The 16117-nt window shown below is 62.4% G+C and carries 15 protein-coding genes and 1 riboswitch; of the genes, 8 read left to right on the top strand and 7 right to left on the bottom strand.

The genetic code is table 11. The annotated features are described in order from the left end of the window. The first annotated feature begins 99 nt into the window (after positions 1-99). Complete coding sequence (locus tag OIS53_RS06765; RefSeq protein ID WP_264681638.1) at positions 100-1002, top strand: glycosyltransferase family 2 protein; 903 nt, start codon at positions 100-102, stop codon at positions 1000-1002. 159 nt (positions 1003-1161) lie between these two features. On the opposite strand, the gene OIS53_RS06760 is transcribed toward OIS53_RS06765, so the two are convergent. Further along, positions 1162-2097, bottom strand: a complete 936-nt coding sequence (locus OIS53_RS06760; RefSeq protein WP_264681637.1) for a hypothetical protein — start codon at positions 2095-2097, stop codon at positions 1162-1164. 191 nt (positions 2098-2288) lie between these two features. Between OIS53_RS06760 and OIS53_RS06755 the strand changes: the two genes are divergently transcribed. Beyond that, on the top strand, positions 2289-3443 hold the full coding sequence (locus OIS53_RS06755) for a DegT/DnrJ/EryC1/StrS family aminotransferase (RefSeq protein WP_264681636.1): 1155 nt from the start codon (positions 2289-2291) through the stop codon (positions 3441-3443). Positions 3444-3629: 186 nt separating this feature from the next. Next, positions 3630-4652, top strand: coding sequence for a Gfo/Idh/MocA family protein (locus tag OIS53_RS06750; RefSeq protein WP_264681635.1), 1023 nt, complete (start codon positions 3630-3632; stop codon positions 4650-4652). A 21-nt stretch (positions 4653-4673) separates the two neighbouring features. Here OIS53_RS06750 and OIS53_RS06745 read toward each other — a convergent pair whose 3' ends face one another. Then, positions 4674-5111 carry an IS1 family transposase gene (locus OIS53_RS06745; protein ID WP_264678687.1) on the bottom strand — a complete coding sequence of 146 codons (438 nt, stop codon included), beginning with the start codon at positions 5109-5111 and terminating at the stop codon, positions 4674-4676. Next, positions 5095-5406 (bottom strand): IS1/IS1595 family N-terminal zinc-binding domain-containing protein, encoded by a 312-nt coding sequence (locus tag OIS53_RS06740; RefSeq protein WP_264678688.1) that lies wholly within the window; start codon positions 5404-5406, stop codon positions 5095-5097. Before OIS53_RS06740 ends, OIS53_RS06745 begins: the two co-directional genes overlap by 17 nt. Positions 5407-5975: 569 nt before the next feature. Between OIS53_RS06740 and OIS53_RS06735 the strand changes: the two genes are divergently transcribed. Continuing rightward, positions 5976-6164: a HepT-like ribonuclease domain-containing protein gene (locus tag OIS53_RS06735; protein WP_264681634.1), complete on the top strand. Its 189-nt coding sequence runs from the start codon at positions 5976-5978 to the stop codon at positions 6162-6164. Positions 6165-6167: 3 nt separating this feature from the next. Next, a complete protein-coding gene (locus OIS53_RS06730; protein WP_264681633.1) occupies positions 6168-6923 on the top strand; it encodes an EcsC family protein in 756 nt (251 codons plus the stop codon). 62 nt (positions 6924-6985) lie between these two features. Here the strand turns inward: OIS53_RS06730 and OIS53_RS06725 are convergent, their stop codons facing one another. Then, positions 6986-7372 carry a hypothetical protein gene (locus OIS53_RS06725; RefSeq protein WP_264681632.1) on the bottom strand — a complete coding sequence of 129 codons (387 nt, stop codon included), beginning with the start codon at positions 7370-7372 and terminating at the stop codon, positions 6986-6988. Between the two features lie 280 nt (positions 7373-7652). Beyond that, a riboswitch (SAM riboswitch) is annotated at positions 7653-7766 on the top strand. A gap of 311 nt (positions 7767-8077) precedes the next feature. Here OIS53_RS06725 and OIS53_RS06720 point away from each other — a divergent pair. The 3 genes from OIS53_RS06720 to OIS53_RS06710 all read left to right on the top strand — a co-directional run bounded on the left by OIS53_RS06720 (position 8078) and on the right by OIS53_RS06710 (position 11201). Continuing rightward, complete coding sequence (locus OIS53_RS06720; protein WP_264681631.1) at positions 8078-9532, top strand: amino acid permease; 1455 nt, start codon at positions 8078-8080, stop codon at positions 9530-9532. A 152-nt stretch (positions 9533-9684) separates the two neighbouring features. After that, complete coding sequence (locus OIS53_RS06715; protein WP_264681630.1) at positions 9685-10527, top strand: CPBP family intramembrane glutamic endopeptidase; 843 nt, start codon at positions 9685-9687, stop codon at positions 10525-10527. Between the two features lie 53 nt (positions 10528-10580). After that, positions 10581-11201 (top strand): hypothetical protein, encoded by a 621-nt coding sequence (locus OIS53_RS06710; RefSeq protein WP_264681629.1) that lies wholly within the window; start codon positions 10581-10583, stop codon positions 11199-11201. 155 nt (positions 11202-11356) lie between these two features. Here the strand turns inward: OIS53_RS06710 and OIS53_RS06705 are convergent, their stop codons facing one another. The 3 genes from OIS53_RS06705 to OIS53_RS06690 all read right to left on the bottom strand — a co-directional run bounded on the left by OIS53_RS06705 (position 11357) and on the right by OIS53_RS06690 (position 16116). Further along, positions 11357-12370 (bottom strand): LLM class flavin-dependent oxidoreductase, encoded by a 1014-nt coding sequence (locus OIS53_RS06705; RefSeq protein ID WP_264682312.1) that lies wholly within the window; start codon positions 12368-12370, stop codon positions 11357-11359. 387 nt (positions 12371-12757) lie between these two features. After that, positions 12758-14266 carry a TSUP family transporter gene (locus tag OIS53_RS20375; RefSeq protein WP_319805481.1) on the bottom strand — a complete coding sequence of 503 codons (1509 nt, stop codon included), beginning with the start codon at positions 14264-14266 and terminating at the stop codon, positions 12758-12760. Positions 14267-14400: 134 nt separating this feature from the next. Beyond that, entirely contained in the window at positions 14401-16116 is a 1716-nt protein-coding gene (locus tag OIS53_RS06690; RefSeq protein WP_264681628.1) for an NADPH-dependent assimilatory sulfite reductase hemoprotein subunit, read from the bottom strand. Position 16117 lies beyond the last annotated feature (1 nt).

The raw sequence follows: 16117 nt of genomic DNA, 5'->3' as shown, positions 1-16117 counted from the left end.
GCCAGTCAGTGTTTGCTGGTTGTAAATTTGCAAGGTCTGCCCCGCTGAGCTAGCCGTCGCTCTTACTTTTTAATTCTCAATTTTTACTTGAAAAAACGCATGCCTGGCCTGTCGGTGCTGATTCCGGTGTTTAACCGCGACGTACGGCCGCTGGTGCACGCGTTGCGGGCCCAGGTGGCGCACTGGCCCGGCCCCGTCGAAATCTGCTGCCTCGATGATGGCTCGGCCCCGGCCGTGCGCGTTCTGAATCAGGAGCTGGCCGCCCTGCCCGGCGTGCAGTACCAGGAGCTGGCGTGCAATGTGGGCCGGGCCGCCATCCGCAACCAGCTGGCCCAGCAGGCCCGCCATGAGTGGCTGCTGCTGCTCGACAACGACAGCGTACTGCCCGACGGCCACTTTCTGGCTCGCTACGCCGTGGCGCAGGGCCGGGCGGCGGTGCTGGTAGGGGGCACGTCCTACGAGCCGGCCCCGCCTCCTGCCACCGACCTGCGCCTGCGCTGGCTCTACGGCCGCCGCCGCGAGGCCCGGCCAGCCGCCGTGCGGCAGCGCGCCCCCTACGGGCAACTCACCCTGAACAACCTGCTGGTGCGCGCCGACGTGTTTTGCCGGTTGGGCCTGGATGAGTCGCTGACGCGCTACGGACACGAGGACACCAAGTTTGGCTGGCTGTTGCGCCGGTCCCGCGTGCCCGTGCTGCACCTCGACAACCCCGTGTTGCACGACGGACTGGAGCCGGCGGCCGTGTTTCTGCAAAAGTCGCACGATGCCGTGCGCAACCTCGTGCAGCTGTACCGGGCCGAAGGGCTGGGCGCCGATACCAAGCTGCTGAAAGCCGGCCTGCAACTCCAGCGCTGGGGGCTAGGCGAGGCCGTGCGCACGGCCTTCGGCTTGCGGCACGCCCAAGTGCAGCGCAATCTGCTGTCGGAGCGCCCCAGCCTGCGCCAACTCGATGCCCTCAAATTGTTCTGGCTGCTCAGCGAGCTGAATCATAGCCTGAGCTGAGTGCCCGAACTGCACGAATGCCGCTTTGGCTTCGGTATTTGCAGCTATGTTTGACCTACAAACAGCAACAAAAACGCCTGCTCATCAGCAGGCGTTTTTGTGTAAGGAGATGGATCAATCTAAATCTGCGAAATCAGACTAATCAGTTTACTCTGTGATTTAGTCGTTGTCGGTGTTTTTAACTTCTGACTTCACTTCCTTGTAGGCGCCTTTCACGGCGCTGCCTACTTTCTTACCAACCTTGGCCGCGCCCTGGCCTACATCCTTGTCGGCTTCTTTTACGTCCGAAGCCGTGTTGCTGACCGCCCGCCCTACTTTGCTGCGCTCGTCAGCAGTTTCGGCTTTCACTTCCTGGGCCTCTTCGCCTACGGCGTCGGCGCCCTGAGCTACGCGGGCCTCGGCTTTGTCATAGGATTTGAAGGCTGCGTACTTCAGCTTTTCCTTCTGAATTTCAGCCAGGTCAGCGGCGCTGATGTCCTTCTTTACCTTATCGTAGGACTCATCCAGAGCCCGCCACTCGGCGTTGATGGCGCGCCAGTCGTCGATGTCGTATTTGTCTTCGTTCTGCTTGATGTTACGAACGAAGGCTTCGTAGGTCTGGCGGGCGTTGGCGGCCGTAAGCTGAGCGGCCGGACTGGTGGGCTTGTAGTACTTGCCCGTTTTTGGGGTGCCTGTCCCGCTGCCGCCAGCATTGCTGCTGCTGGCGGTAGCCCCAGCCGCCGACGGGCGGTTTTTCCAGGCCATTTCGCGCTTGTCGTAGGCCGTGGTGTAGCGCGTGCGCAGTTGCTCAATCTCCTGGCGGCGCGCATCGTCATACTGGTCGGCGTACTTGTCGACGGCCGCTACTTTGGCGTCAAAATCCGACTTCAGCTGGGCTGTTTCCTGCTCATAATCGGCCTCAGCGGTGGCGGCCGCGTTGTCGGCACGCGTTTCTGCATCCGACACAAAGGTCTTGAAGTCGTTGTAGGCCTGGTCGCTTTCCTGCGACACTTCGGTGGTGTTGTCCGAAGAGCGGGAGCAGCTGCTGCCCAGCGCCAGGCTGCCCGTCAGCAGCACCACTGCCAGAGCTTGGGCGGTGAAGGTTTTCTTGAACATGGTATGGAGAGAAGATGGTACGAAAAGAAGAAACGGTGGCGCCAAAAATGGCAGGCCCTTCGCCAGATTAACGGCGGGGTTGCGGCCGGGGTTGCACCCGAGTGGGCAGTCTGCGGGCCCCACCAGAGGCGCCTCACGGCACGGTCTGGCTATCTTTGGCCCACCCGATACGGGTATTTACCGTTTCTGCCGTGCCTGCCAGCCCTACTTCTCCCGCGCCCATTTCCCTGCTCGATTTGCCCGCCCAGCACGCCCCCATCCAGGCCGAGCTGGAGGCAGCCCTGCGCCACGTCCTCGACGAGGCCGCCTTCATTCAGGGGCCGGCCGTGCAGCTGTTTGCCCAGGAGTTGAGCGAGTACCTGGGCGGCCCGCACGTAATTACGTGCGCCAACGGCACCGACGCCCTGCAACTGGCCCTGATGAGCCTGGCCCTGCCGCCCGGCGCCGAGGTCATTGTGCCAGCCTTCACCTACGTGGCTACCCTGGAAGCCGCCGCCGTGCTGGGGCTGCGGCCCGTGCCCGCCGATGTGTTGCCGGATACCTTCGGCCTCGACCCCGCCGCCGTGGCCGCCGCCCTTACGCCCCGCACTGGCGCCATCGTGGCCGTGCACCTGTTTGGGCAGTGCGCCGACCTAGAGGCCCTGCGCCGCCTAGCCGACGAGCACGGCGTGGCCCTCATCGAAGACAACGCCCAGGCCATCGGGGCTACGTTTACGACGGCGCAGGGCCACACCTGGCCGGCCGGTACGGTAGGGGAGGTGGGCACCACTTCTTTCTTCCCCAGCAAAAACCTCGGCGGCTTCGGCGACGGCGGGGCCCTATTTACCCGCGACGCGACCCGCGCCGAGCGGCTGCGCCAGCTGGCCAACCACGGCCAGCGCCGCAAGTACCACCATGAGCACGTGGGCCTCAACTCCCGCCTCGACACCCTGCAAGCCGCCTTGCTGCGCGTGAAGCTGCGCTACCTCGACCACTGGACGGCCGCCCGCCAGCGCGCAGCGGCTCACTACGATGCCGCCTTGGCTGGCCGGCCGGGCTTGCTGCCGCCCGCCCGCGACCCGCGCAGCACCCACGTATTTCACCAGTACACGGTGCAGGTAGCCGACGAGCCCGGCCGCCGCGACGACCTGCAACGGCACCTGGCCGCGCACGGCGTACCCAGCGCCGTGTACTACCCGCTGCCCGTGCACCAGCAGCCCGCCTACGAGTACCTGGGCTACATGCCAGGCCAGTTCCCGGTGGCCGAGCGCCTGTGCCGCACCGTGCTGTCCTTGCCCATTCACCCCACCCTCAGCTTGGAACAGGCCGCCTACGTGGGGAAAGTGCTGGAAAGCTGGAACCAGTAATCTGGCGGCGAGCCTGCACAGGTTCTTGTATTTACGGCTGGGGGCTCTTGCTGAGCTGTTATAACGAGAAGCCCTGAACGGTGGTCGGAGCCAATTGTGCCCTTCGATACACAAGACAAAGCGCGGAGAAACCCGCGTTTTTTCGCAGCTTGCCACCTTACTATTTCTTTTGCTTACCTGCTTCCTTTGGCTGCATCTGTTTCTGCTGTTCGTTTTGCTGTTTGCGGAGTGGGCCACATTGGCCGGCGCCACGCAGCGCTTATAGCCCGCCACGCCGGCGCCCGGCTGGTAGCCCTGATTGATACCCGGCCGGAGTTGCGAGAAGAACTGGCTTTGGAGTTTCCGGCTGTGCCCTTCTTTTCGTCGCTGGAGAATTACTTTGCCGCTGGTTTAGGGGCCGATGTACTGACTATAGCTACACCAAATGACCAGCACGCGCCCCAAGCTATAGCTGGCCTGCGCCGTGGGTTGCACGTGGTAGTGGAAAAGCCGCTGGCCCTGCGCACGCAGGATGCCGAAGCCATTCTGACGACGGCCACGCAGGCAAGCCGCCTGGTATTTGGGGTGATGCAAAACCGCTACTCGCCGCCCGCGGCCTGGCTTAAGCAGGTGGTGGCAGAAGGCCGGCTCGGCGACATCTACCTGGTGCAGATTAACTGCTTCTGGAACCGCGATGAGCGGTACTACCGCCCCGGCGGCTGGCGCGGTACCCTGACCCAGGATGGCGGCACGCTCTTCACCCAGTTCAGCCACTTCATCGACCTGCTGTACTGGGTGTTCGGCGACGTTACCAACCTCACGGCCCGCTTTCGCGACTTTGCCCATCAGCACCTAACCGAGTTCGAGGACAGCGGCCTCGTCACCTTCGACTTGGTGCGGGGCGGCAGCGGCACGTTGCAGTACAGCACCGCCGTGTGGGACCAGAACCTGGAAAGCTCCCTGACCGTGGTGGCCGAGCACGGTAGCCTGCGCCTCGGCGGGCAATACATGGACAAGGTAGACTACTGCCATCTGCGAGGCTACGAGCTGCCTCCGCTGCCGCCCACCAACCCCGCCAACCAGTACGGCCCCTACCAAGGCTCCGCCGCCAACCACGTGCAGGTCATCGACCACGTGATAGAAACCCTGCGCCAGGGCGGCACTGCCACCAATGTGGAGGAAGGAGTGAAGGTGGTGGAGATAATTGAGCGGATGTATAAGTTGCGGTGAATTAAAAAGTTGGGCGGTGGTCTAAAGCGTGGTTTTGCTGGTCGTTTGCTTCAGGTGGCATTGCCGGTTGTGTTCGTCAATGACGAGTTGAATACGGATGCGGTGCATGGTCCGGCAGCGGCTAAAGGAACAGGATTTACGCACGAGCACGGCGCACTTTTGGCGTAGTGAACAATTGATAGCTTCCACGATACTGGTCTGGCCGCTGCCTTTGGGACTGGGCCGGTGGGCGCCGGCTGGCAATACGCCCTGGTAGGCTTCCCACTCGTCGGTGAAGTACCAGGTGCCCGTACGGTACTCGGCCGGCAAAGCGCGCCACAGGCGCCGAGCCGTCGCGCGGCCCCGGCCGCCCAACACCCAGGCCACGATGCGGCGGCTGGAGCGCTCCACGGCCAGCCAGAGCCATGTTTTGCGCTTTTTGTGGCCGACAAACGTCCACATTTCATCCAGTTCCAGCACCCGTGGCCGGCGCGGCTTGGGCCGTGGGCGCGTTGGCGCCCGCGCTTTTTTTTGCCAGTTTGGCCACCGTCATGCGCGCCACGCCCGTCAGGCGCACGATGGCCCGCTGCGAGACGCGCTCGACTAGCAGTTTTTCCACGTGGGCGTACTGCGCCGCTTTGCGCGGAGCGGCCGGGTGCAAGGCCGCTTGGTGGCGGCAGTTCAGGCACCGATACTTGGCCTTGCCGTGGCTATGGCCGTTCTTACGCAAGGCTGTGCTGCCACATTTGGCGCAGGTGAGCGTTGTTTGAAGCATCGCCTAAGGTAGCAAAACCACGCTTTAGACCACCGCCAAAAGTTGCTTGTGAAAATTCTTTGCGCAGGGCTTGTTCTGAGTAGAGTGTCCCGGCACGATTGGGTATTATTAGGTGGTTATCTACTCTTCGTATTTGGTGGATACGTGCTAAACTATTTCAACTATGTGTTAAATAGTAGTTCGGGTGCTTTTATACAGGTACATGCTGCTTATTATTATGCGGTGAGCTATATCATAGCGCAGCTATTAGTTTCCTCCGTTTTAGTAGATCGACTGCGCAACGTAACAGTTTCGGCACTGTGGCTTCTGATAACGGGCGTTCTGAGTTTACTTAATCCTACAGCTGCCATTTTACCGCTATTAGCTTTCGGACTGTATCACATAATCCGGGCCTTGTTCTGGCGAAAATACTCGCGAGAATTCGTACCGAGCACAATGTCGAAATATGGAGTTGTCAGAACAATTTCACCGACCAATATTACAGTTGATGACATACGGTATATGAAGTGGCTTTTCTACGCGGGTACGATGTCATTTCAGGTATACGTTGCTGTATTGATTTTACTACGATGACCAGCACGTACAGCTACCAAGTCCGCGTCGAGCCTCACGCTTGGCAGCAACAGATGGTGGACTTCCGCAACCGTCTGATCCATTCGTACGACAACATTGACGACGTAATTGTATGGGCCATCCTGAAACGGCATTTGCCGGTACTGAAAGCTGACGTGCAGCGCCAGTTGCAGGAACCAGAATAGCTTATGCCATCAACTTTCGAAAGCTACGACCACACCATCCGGGCTGAACTGGCGGCCTGGCAGCGGCAGATGCAGCGGCCCCCGACGCTGGTGAACCGCCTAACGCGGCGGGTACAGGCCCGGCTGAATGCCTTGCTGCCGGAAAAGGTGCATCAGGCCATTACCACAGCTATTCGGGAGATGGTGCGGGGCGTGCTGTTTGGCTCGCAGCATCTTACCGCTAAGCCGCTGCGCGAAGGCACGCTGGCCGAGCGCGAAACGGCCGTGCGCACCCGCATTCGCTATTACCGCAACACGGCCGCCGTGGAAGGTGGCGTAACCGGAGCTGGGGGCCTGCTGCTGGGCCTGGCCGACTTTCCGCTGCTGCTCGGCCTCAAGCTCAAGCTGCTCTTCGATATAGCCGCCCTTTACGGGCACGACGTGCACGATTACGCCGAGCGGGTCTACCTGCTGCACGTGTTTCAATTGGCCTTCAGCGGGCAACACACCCGCAACGACACCTACCGCCGCCTGGCCGACTGGGACGCCTACCGCCACACCCTGCCCCCCGACGTGCAGGAGTTCGACTGGCGCACGTTTCAGCAGGAATACCGCGACTACATCGACCTGGCCAAGCTGGCCCAGCTCGTGCCGGTGATTGGGGCCGCCGTGGGAGCCGTAGCCAACTACAAGCTGCTGGAGCAACTCGGCGAAACCGCCATGAACTGCTACCGCATGCGCTGGTTTGCCAGTGCGCAAGCGGCTGCCACCTCAGAATGACAAAGCCATAAAAAACGCCCCGACGGCGTACGTCGGGGCGTTTTCAGGGAAGCAGCCGGAGCTTAGCTTTTGCCTTGCTGTGGGCTTTGGTGGCGGGCTTTGCGCTTCTGCAGGCGCTCGGCTTGCAGCTGGGTGTACTTGGCATACTGCTCGGCGCTCAGGATTTGCTTGAGCTGGGCGTCGTACTGGGCCCTGGCGGCTTTGCGGGCTTGCTGCTGCTGAATACGGGCCAGGTGCAGCTGCCGTACCTGCTCGGTTTGGGCGGCGCTGAGGCCGAGCTTTTTGGTCAGGTGCTGGGCAGCGCGGTCGGCCTTCTGTTCAGGGGTTTTCGGGGCCTGCTGAGCGCGGGCAGCTTGGGCGGGGCGCTGGGTGGGGGCCGGGGCCGTTTGGGCCGAGGCGACAGTCGCGGCAAACGAGAATGCGGCGAGCAAAACAACAATCTTTTTCATGGCTCTGAGACGGCAGCATATGGGAAAGGTTTAATTCATAAGAAAAGAAATGAACTGCCTACGTAGCGAGCTAAACGGCTTTTAAGTGGCACGAAAGGTAGTCTGAGTGCCAAGCGCTTCTAGTGCTGGCGCGGCAGATAAAATCAAAAAATTCAATTGCCGAATTAAACCTTACCTCCAAAAAATAGTCGGGGCTGGCCGGGCGGGAGGCGGAAGGTTGCACGTCGAGCCGGCCGGACGTAGCTTTGCCGCACCAATTCTTTACCTTATTGAAGGATTGTTTTTATACAGAGGCGCTGAGAGACAGGCTCGCTGAAGCGCCGGCAACCCTCCGCAAGCTGCGGAACGGTGCCCAACCGAAGGTCGGCGCAACTACTCGCTGATCATATAAAAACAAGTTGCCGTGGACATCCCGCCCCGTTTTTTCGCCTCCAGTGTTCCGTGTACTGCCTTCTTGCGTCTGCGCGTAAGCGGCACCTGGTGTTGGCCCGCCGGCTGTTGTTGCTGATGCAGGCGGATAGCTCCCGCTGCGGTGTGCTACGAACGCCGCTCCTCTTTCCCTTGTAAGTTTTTATCCTGCCAGCCACCGCTGCCGAAAGCAGATGGGCTGCGGTACGTGCCAGGAAACAACCGGCTTACCAGCAGCATGGCAGCCGCCACCAATCCGCGAAGTCCGCTTTGCGCCACCCTCTTATACACTGATGTATGCTGAAAAAATCATTGGAACTGCTGCGGCAGGAAGCCGCCGAATCGGGCGCTGGCACGTTGCAACGAACCCTGAACGGCTTTAACCTGATTGCCATTGGCATTGGGGTGATTATCGGGGCGGGGCTGTTTTCCCTCACGGGCCTGGCCGCCGCCAACAACGCCGGGCCGGCCGTTACGCTGTCGTTTATGGTGGCGGCCGTAGGGTGCGCGTTTTCGGCCTTGTGCTACGCCGAGTTTGCCGCCATGGTGCCGGTGGCCGGCTCAGCCTACACCTACGCCTACGCCACCATGGGCGAGCTGTTCGCCTGGATTATCGGCTGGGACCTGATTCTGGAGTACTCGGTGGGTGCGGCGGCGGTGGCCATCAGCTGGTCGCAGTACCTGGTGAAGTTTCTCAGCAAGTACGACGTCTACCTGCCCCCGCAGCTGGTGATGTCGCCGTTTGAAACGGCCGCCCTGGCCGATGGCAGCACGGTGCGCGGACTGCTGAACGTGCCGGCCATGCTCATCGTGGCCGCCATTACTTTGGTTGTAGTGCGCGGCACGCGGGGCTCGGCCTGGTTCAACGCCCTGGTCGTGACCCTGAAGGTGTCGGTGGTGCTGGTGTTTATTGCCCTGGGCTGGCAGTACATCGACCCCGCCAACTACCAGCCCTACATCCCGCAGAACACGGGCGTGTTTGGGGAGTTTGGCTGGAGCGGCATTTTGCGCGGGGCCGGGGTGGTGTTTTTCGTGTTCATCGGCTTCGACATTGTGGCGACGATGGCCCAGGAAACCAAGAATCCGCAGCGCAACATGCCCATCGGCATCATCGGCTCCCTGCTGATTTGCACGGTGCTATTCGTGCTGTTTGGGCACGTGCTTACGGGCCTGGCCCACTACACCGAGTTCAAGGACAGCGCCGCGCCCGTAGCCATTGCCATCGAAAAGACGCCCTACGCCTGGCTGGCCTCGGCCGTGATTCTGGCCATCATCATCGGGTACACGTCGGTGATTCTGGTGGATTTGCTGGGGCAGACGCGGGTGTTTTTCGCCATGGCCAAGGACGGCCTGCTGCCACCGGTGTTTGCGCGGGTGCACGAGCGGTTTCACACGCCCCTGCAATCGGGGCTGCTGCTAGGCTTGTTCATTGCTCTGTTTGCCGGCTTCGTGCCCATTGCCGTGGTGGGCGAAATGACCAGCATTGGCACGCTGCTGGCTTTCGTGATGGTGTGCCTGGGCGTGCTCATCATGCGCAAAAAGGAGCCCGACGCCCCGCGCGGATTCCGCACGCCCTGGGTGCCGGTGGTGCCCGTTCTGGGCATCCTGACCTGCCTGCTGATGATGGCCTCCCTGCCCCTGGACACGTGGATTCGGCTGGCTGTGTGGCTGGCCCTGGGACTGGCCATCTACTACGGCTACGGCCGCAAGCATAGCAAGCTGCGGCAGGAGCAGCTTCGGCAGCCGGCCTAACTCCGCGCCGCCGAAGGGCTAAGGGCTGTTGCAACCCTCTTCATATGCATGCAACTGCAAAACCCAACAGCCGGAGCCGTAAGGTGCCGGCTATTGGGTTTTGTGCACACTACCGAATAGCTTGCAGGCTCAGTATGTAACCTGATTTATCCATGGAAATCACTGCTTCGGAGATGCCTGTCTCCGCTGCCCGCCCCGAGCCGGCATATCCAACCATCAAGGAAAGCTGGGGCGCGTTTGGGTGGTTCTTGCTTATCATGCTGGTGGTTAGCCTACCGGTTTTTATCATTTTCAATGAAGTCATTCACCGCAAGTCAGTGGTAGTCAGTTCTGTGGCGACTGTGGCAGGGCAGGTGGCAACCATTGGTTTTTTGCTCTGGCGCTACCGCCAACGACAACCCCCGCTACAGGTACTGGGCACGGTGCCCACTAGCGTGTATGCGGCCTTGCCGGCGGTTGTACTGGCTCAGGTATTACTGCGCTCTACCATACAGTACTTGCACTTGCCAAACTGGATGGAAGAAGCGTTTCGGCATCTGGAAGCGCAGCCTGTACTGGCCTTTCTGATGGTTGGAATAAGCGCCCCAATACTAGAGGAGGTGTTATTTCGGGGAATATTGCTGACGGGACTGCTGCGTAACTATCGGCCCTGGGTCGCCATAGCGCAGTCGGCACTGCTGTTTGGCTTGTTTCACCTTAATCCGGTGCAAATTGTGTCAGCTGGATTGATGGGACTCTTACTCGGCTGGCTCTACTATCGCACTCATTCGCTGCTGCTCTGCATTATGGTGCACGCACTGAACAATCTGCTGGCGTTGTGGGTCATTCTGCATCCCGTGACCAAGCGCATGGATGGTGCGCACAATCTATTCGCCTCGCCCTGGCACTACGCCGGGGCTGTGGCGCTAAGCGCCCTGGTGCTGGCGGGGCTGCTGTGGCAGGTGCAGCGGGCTACGGCGCCGCCGCCGGGGCCGGTAGCAGCGGAAGAAGCCTAAAATATAGTGCAACGGGGATGGAGCCTTCAGCCTCTTCTCCGAAACAGCTTGTTATGCGTTACCTCTATCCTGCTGCTGTGCTGGGAGCCGCCGTGGCCCTGGCCGCCTGCACCAGCACCACCCACAATGTAGTGCCGGGCGTGGGCCCCGTGACTACCCGCGAAGCCTATCCCGTGCCGGAGCGCGCTGGCACCCTGAACAGCATAGAACTGCCGGCCGAGCTGCGCACCAGTCTGGAAGACTACCGGCGCCGCACCGGGCAGTGGCCCCAAACCACCCGTGCCCTGGAACAGGAGTCGGAGCGGGGCCGCGTGGCGCTGTGGGCCATGAAGCGCCGGGGCTACGACCTGGCCGAGCTGCTCTGCCCGCACCCGGACACGCTGTTCGTGGAGTTCGTCTACGTCACCAAGAGCAGATGGCACTTTGACCGCGACGATGAAGCCGTTGATTTTGGCCGGCGGCTGCGCGGCCGCTTCCTGTTTGCCGCTGACTCTGGGGCCAGCGTCAGTATCTGGCAGCTGCTGGACAATGCCTGGCAGGTAAACCGCCGCAAGCTGGTGGGCCACACCCTGCTGGCCGCCCAGCCGGCGCCACCAGCCCCCATCCGGCGACGCCGGGCGCCGGCTGCTCCTACCAAACCAGCCCTGCCGGAAGCTCCCGTGGGTCCGCGCTGATATAGGCCAGTTGAGGTAGCCCGCCGACAAAAACAGCCCCGCCATGCAGCACGGCGGGACTGTTTCAATACGGCACAAGCTGAAGCGTGTGCTACATACACAGCTTCCGCACAGCGCACAGGCTCCCGATATGTAGTCAGGCTTGGGGTGCGCAGCTACCCCAGCAACGGCTTCACTTGCTGGCCCAGCAACTCAATAGCGCGGAGTAGTTTTTCCGGGGGTAAGTCGGCCTGGTCCATTTGAAATGTGACGCGGGAGATACCGCCCAGCGCCTCGCTGTGCCGCAGGATTTTAGCGGCCACTTCGTCGGGGCTGCCTACCAGCAGGGCGCCACGCGGGCCCCGCACGGCGTCGAAATGCTCGCGCGTGACGGGCGGCCAGCCCCGCTCCCGGCCGATGCGGGTGAAGGTGCGGGCGTAGCCGGGGTAGTAATCTTCCACGGCTTCCGAAGTGGTATCGGCCACGTAGCCCAGGGAGTGCAGGCCCACTTGCAGCCGTTCCGGGGCGTGCCCGGCGCGGCGGCCCGCCTCCCGGTACAGGTCCACCAGCGGGCGGAAGCGGTGGGTTTCGCCGCCGATGATGGCCACCATCAGCGGCAGGCCCAGGGCCCCGGCCCGCGCGAATGACTCGGGAGTGCCGCCGACACCCAGCCAGATGGGCAGCCGCGGCTGCATGGGCCGGGGATAGACGCCCTGCCCCGTAAGCGCCGGCCGGAACGTGCCGGTCCAGTGCACGTGCTCCTGGTCCCGAATCTGGAGCAGCAGGGCCAGCTTTTCGTTGAACACGGCGTCGTAGTCGCGCAGGTTGAGGCCGAACAGCGGAAATGCTTCCGTAAACGAGCCGCGGCCCACCACCATTTCCGTACGGCCCTCCGAAATCAGGTCGAGGGTGGCAAACTGCTGGAACACGCGCACCGGGTCGGCGGCGCTAAGTACCGTGACGGCGCTGGTAAGGCGAATACGCTGGGTGCGGGCCGCGGCCGCCGCCAGAATAACGGCCGGCGCCGAGTCCAGAAACTCCCGCCGGTGGTGCTCCCCGATGCCGAACACGTCGAGACCCACTTGGTCGGCTCGTTCGATGCGTTCAAGCAGCTGGTTGATGGCCGCACTGTTGGCCGCCGCGTCGCCCGTAGATGGGGCCGCCGCGAAACTGTCGATGCCGAGCTGAATCATGTATGGTTCTGTAGTGGCTGTTGCTGTAGCTAACTAGAGGTTTGAGTAGATGTTTTCCCGGCCCGAGGCGGTAGGGGTGCGCTGGACGGATTGATGAGGTGATTTAAATATCGAAACAACGGTCATGCTGAGCGGAGCGGAGTCGAACCGAAGGTCGCCGCAGGCAAGCATCTTTACCGCTTTATCCGCACAATTGAGGTTAGCCAGAGGTAGAGATGCTTCGACAAGCTGAGCATGACAATAGCTCCACAACGAAGCGGGAGAGATGCTTCGGCAAGCTCAGCATGACGGTCTTCTGACATCTAAACCGCTTCAATAAACGAAACAGCCCTGCCGTGCTGCACGGCAGGGCTGTTTTGTCTGCGGCACAAGCTGAAGCGTGTGCTACATAAACAACTTCCGCAGGGCCCACAGGCTCCAGACAATCACCATCAGGCCCACGCCCACGAACATCCAGCGCACGGGCAGGCGGCCGGCCAGGCGGGCGGCCAGGGGCGCGGCGGCTACGCCCCCAATAATGAGCCCCAGAATAATCTGCCAGTGCGAAATGCCGATGGCGGCAAAGAAGGTAACGGCGCTGGCAAACGTGACGAAAAACTCGGTGACGCTCACCGAGCCAATGACGTACTGCGGGGTGCGGCCCCCGGCAATGAGCGTGCTGGTAACCAGCGGCCCCCAGCCACCCCCGCCAAACGAGTCGAGGAAGCCCCCGGCGGCGGCCAGCAGCCCCAGCTTGCGGTGCTTTTTGCGCGGGCCCAGCTGGGCAAAGGCCTTGTAGATGATGCGCACCCCCAGCAGCAGCAGGTACACGGCCAGCAGGGGCTTCACGTAGCTGCTGTACTTCTCGCCGAAGTGGGAAAGCAGATAGGCGCCCGTAATGGCACCCAGCACGCCCGGAATGAGCAGTACCTTGAACAGCTTGCGGTTGACGTTGCCGAAGCGGTAGTGGTGGTAGCCTGAGGCCCCGCTGGCAAACATTTCGGCGGTGTGGATGCTGGCGCTGACGGCGGCCGGCGAGATGTTCAGGCTCATCAGGCTGATGGCCGTCACCACGCCGTAGCCCATGCCCAGCAGCCCATCAATCAGCTGGGCCCCGAAGCCGATAGCCACGAAAATCCAGAAGGTATCGGCGTGGGTGGCCGTGTCCCACACCTGCCACCACGTCACGTAGTACGACAGGATGTTGAACACCAGCAGGGCCGCAAACGCCAGCAGCGAGGCCGTAGCCAGGCGCCGCCACCGCGCCGCCGCCGGCGACTCGTAGGCCGGCCCCCCGGCCAGCTCGGCCGTCACGGCGTTCAGGGCTTTTACCTTGTTGGCGAAGTCGCCGCCCACTTTCTCCCGAATCACGGTCATGTGCTGGAGCACGTCGTGCAACTCGTGGGGCAGGGTGTGGGTGAGCACCTCGCGCAGGCGCTTGGCAATGGTCGGCGACTTGCCGTTGGTGCTGATGGCAATTTTCAGGTCGCCCTTCTGCACAATGGAGCCCAGGTAAAAGTCGCAGGCGTCGGGGGTGTCGGCCACGTTGCAGAGCAGGCGCTGGCGGGTGGCATCGGCCTTCACGCGTAGGTTCAGCTCCTTATCGTTGGTGGCCACGATAACCAAATCGTGTCCCACCAGGTCGGTGGGGTGGTAGGCCTGCTCGCGCAGCTGCACCAGGGGGTGGTGCTGGGCCAGCAGGCGTAGCTCGGGCGAAAACCAGGTAGCCACCACCGTTACGCGGGCCTCGGGGCTGTTGCCCAGCATGGCCGCCAGCTTCTCGTGCCCCACGGCACCCCCGCCCACCAGGAGCACGTGCAGCTGCTCCAGCTTCAGAAACACCGGGAACAGCCGGTTACTGCCAGATTGCGGGGGAGGTTCCGGCTGCGGCATGGGGGTGAAAGAAAAGGACATAGGGGTTGGTTGTGGCTGTGGACCTCACCCCCTAGCCCCCTCTCCACAAGAGAGGGGGAACTAGTTGCTAGTTCTCTAGAGCTAGTCTTCCCTCTCTTGTGGAGAGGGGGCTAGGGGGTGAGGTTCCGGTACGGTTACTGGTGAAAATCAAGCCCGTGCGTAGTGGCGTGTACGTAGCCGCGGCGGATTACAAAGTCGCCGAACCGTTCCTGGGGCTGGCGGCCTTGGGCGTAGTCGGCGAGCAGGGGCGTGAGGGCCGCCACGATGCCGTCTTCGTCCAGCATTTCCTGGTAGAGCTTGTTCAGCCGCTCTCCGTTGAAAGCGGCGCCGAGGTAGAGGTTGTAGCGGCCCACGGCCCGGCCTACCAGCCCGATTTCGCCCAGGTAGGGGCGGGCGCAGCCGTTGGGGCAGCCCGTCATTCGGAGCAGAATGTCGTCCTGGCTCAGGCCCAGCTGGCGCATCACGCCATCTAATCTATCCAAAAGCTGCGGAAGATACCGCTCGGCCTCGGCAAAAGCCAGGGTGCAGGTGTTCAGGGCCACGCAGGCCAGGGCCCCGCGGCGCAGGCCGGTGAGGGCGTCGTTGGCTTCTACGGGCACGCCGTGTTCCTGCAACAGGGCCTGCACCGCCAGCCGGTGCTCCGGCGCAATGTTGGCCAGAATCAGGTTCTGGTTGCCGGTGAGGCGGAAGTCGCCCTGGTGGAAGCGGGCAATTTCGCGCAGGGCGGTTTTCAGCTCCGAGCCGGGTCGGTCGGCCACCCGGCCGCCCTCCACAAACAAGGTGAGGTGGGCCCGGCCATCGGCCTGAATGGCCCAGCCGAAGGCGTCGCCGGAGGAGCGAAACTGGTAGGGGCGGGCGGGCTCCAGGGCGTAGCCCAGGCGCTGGTGCAGCTCCCCGCGGAACACGTCCAGCCCCACCCGGTCCAGGGTGTACTTGAGGCGGCTGAACTTGCGGTTTTCGCGGTTGCCCCAGTCGCGCTGAATGGTCACGATTTTCTCGCACACGTCCACCACTTGCCCGGCCGGCACGTAGCCGATAATGTCGGCCAGGCGCGGGTAGGTGTCGGACATCCCGAAGGTCATGCCCATGCCGCCGCCCACGGCCACGTTGAAGCCCGCCAGCCGGCCGTTTTCCTCCACGGCAATCAGCCCGATGTCGTTGGCGAAGATGTCGGTGTCGTTGTGGGGCGGAATGCCTAGGGCAATCTTAAACTTGCGCGGCAGGTAGGTTTTGCCGTAGATGGGCTCGGCGTCCTCTTCGCCCTCGTTGGGGGCGCTGCTGAACTGGGGTTCCCCGTTCAGCCACAGCTCCCAGTAGGCCGAAGTGCGGGGCGTGAGGTGGGTGCTGATGTGGCGGGCCACCTCGTAGGCCTCGGCGTGCACCCGGCTCTGGTGGGGGTTGGGGTTAAGCATCACGTTGCGGTTCACGTCGCCGCAGCCGGCAATGCTGTCGAGCAGGGCCTCGTTGAAGCCCTGGATGGTCTGCTGCAGGTCACGCTTGAGCACGCCGTGGAGCTGGAAGGCCTGGCGGGTGGTGAGCTTGAGCGTGCCGTTGGCGTACTCGTCGGCCAGCTCGTCCATGCGCAGCCACTGCGCGGGCGTGGCCACGCCGCCCGGCACCCGCACCCGAATCATAAACGAGTACAGGGGCTCCAGCTTCTGGCGCTTCCGCTCCGAGTCCAGGTCCCGGTCGGTTTGCTGGTAGGAGCCGTGAAACTTGATCAGGTGGGTATCGTCGGGGTAAAGGGCGCCGGTGATGGGGTTTTCAAGGCTTTCGGCCAGGGTGCCGCGCAGGTAGCGGCTGGCGTCCTTGACGTGCTCGACTTCGGAAAGTTTCTGATTATCAGCCATG

The sequence above is a fragment of the Hymenobacter sp. YIM 151500-1 genome (genome assembly GCF_025979885.1).
Lineage (GTDB): Bacteria > Bacteroidota > Bacteroidia > Cytophagales > Hymenobacteraceae > Hymenobacter.
Note: the sequence above shows the minus strand (reverse complement) of the source record. Positions and strands in the feature narration are given on the sequence as shown.

Excerpts from the sequence above, each read along its gene's own strand:
- OIS53_RS06725 (WP_264681632.1), bottom strand. The coding sequence starts at position 7,372 with ATGAAAAAGATTGTTGTTTTGCTCGCCGCATTCTCGTTTGCCGCGACT.
- OIS53_RS06735 (WP_264681634.1), top strand. The coding sequence starts at position 5,976 with ATGACCAGCACGTACAGCTACCAAGTCCGCGTCGAGCCTCACGCTTGG.
- OIS53_RS06690 (WP_264681628.1), bottom strand. The coding sequence starts at position 16,116 with ATGGCTGATAATCAGAAACTTTCCGAAGTCGAGCACGTCAAGGACGCC.
- OIS53_RS06710 (WP_264681629.1), top strand. The coding sequence starts at position 10,581 with ATGCGTTACCTCTATCCTGCTGCTGTGCTGGGAGCCGCCGTGGCCCTG.
- OIS53_RS06765 (WP_264681638.1), top strand. The coding sequence starts at position 100 with ATGCCTGGCCTGTCGGTGCTGATTCCGGTGTTTAACCGCGACGTACGG.
- OIS53_RS06715 (WP_264681630.1), top strand. The coding sequence starts at position 9,685 with ATGGAAATCACTGCTTCGGAGATGCCTGTCTCCGCTGCCCGCCCCGAG.
- OIS53_RS20375 (WP_319805481.1), bottom strand. The coding sequence starts at position 14,266 with ATGTCCTTTTCTTTCACCCCCATGCCGCAGCCGGAACCTCCCCCGCAA.
- OIS53_RS06720 (WP_264681631.1), top strand. The coding sequence starts at position 8,078 with ATGCTGAAAAAATCATTGGAACTGCTGCGGCAGGAAGCCGCCGAATCG.
- OIS53_RS06760 (WP_264681637.1), bottom strand. The coding sequence starts at position 2,097 with ATGTTCAAGAAAACCTTCACCGCCCAAGCTCTGGCAGTGGTGCTGCTG.
- OIS53_RS06730 (WP_264681633.1), top strand. The coding sequence starts at position 6,168 with ATGCCATCAACTTTCGAAAGCTACGACCACACCATCCGGGCTGAACTG.
- OIS53_RS06740 (WP_264678688.1), bottom strand. The coding sequence starts at position 5,406 with ATGCTTCAAACAACGCTCACCTGCGCCAAATGTGGCAGCACAGCCTTG.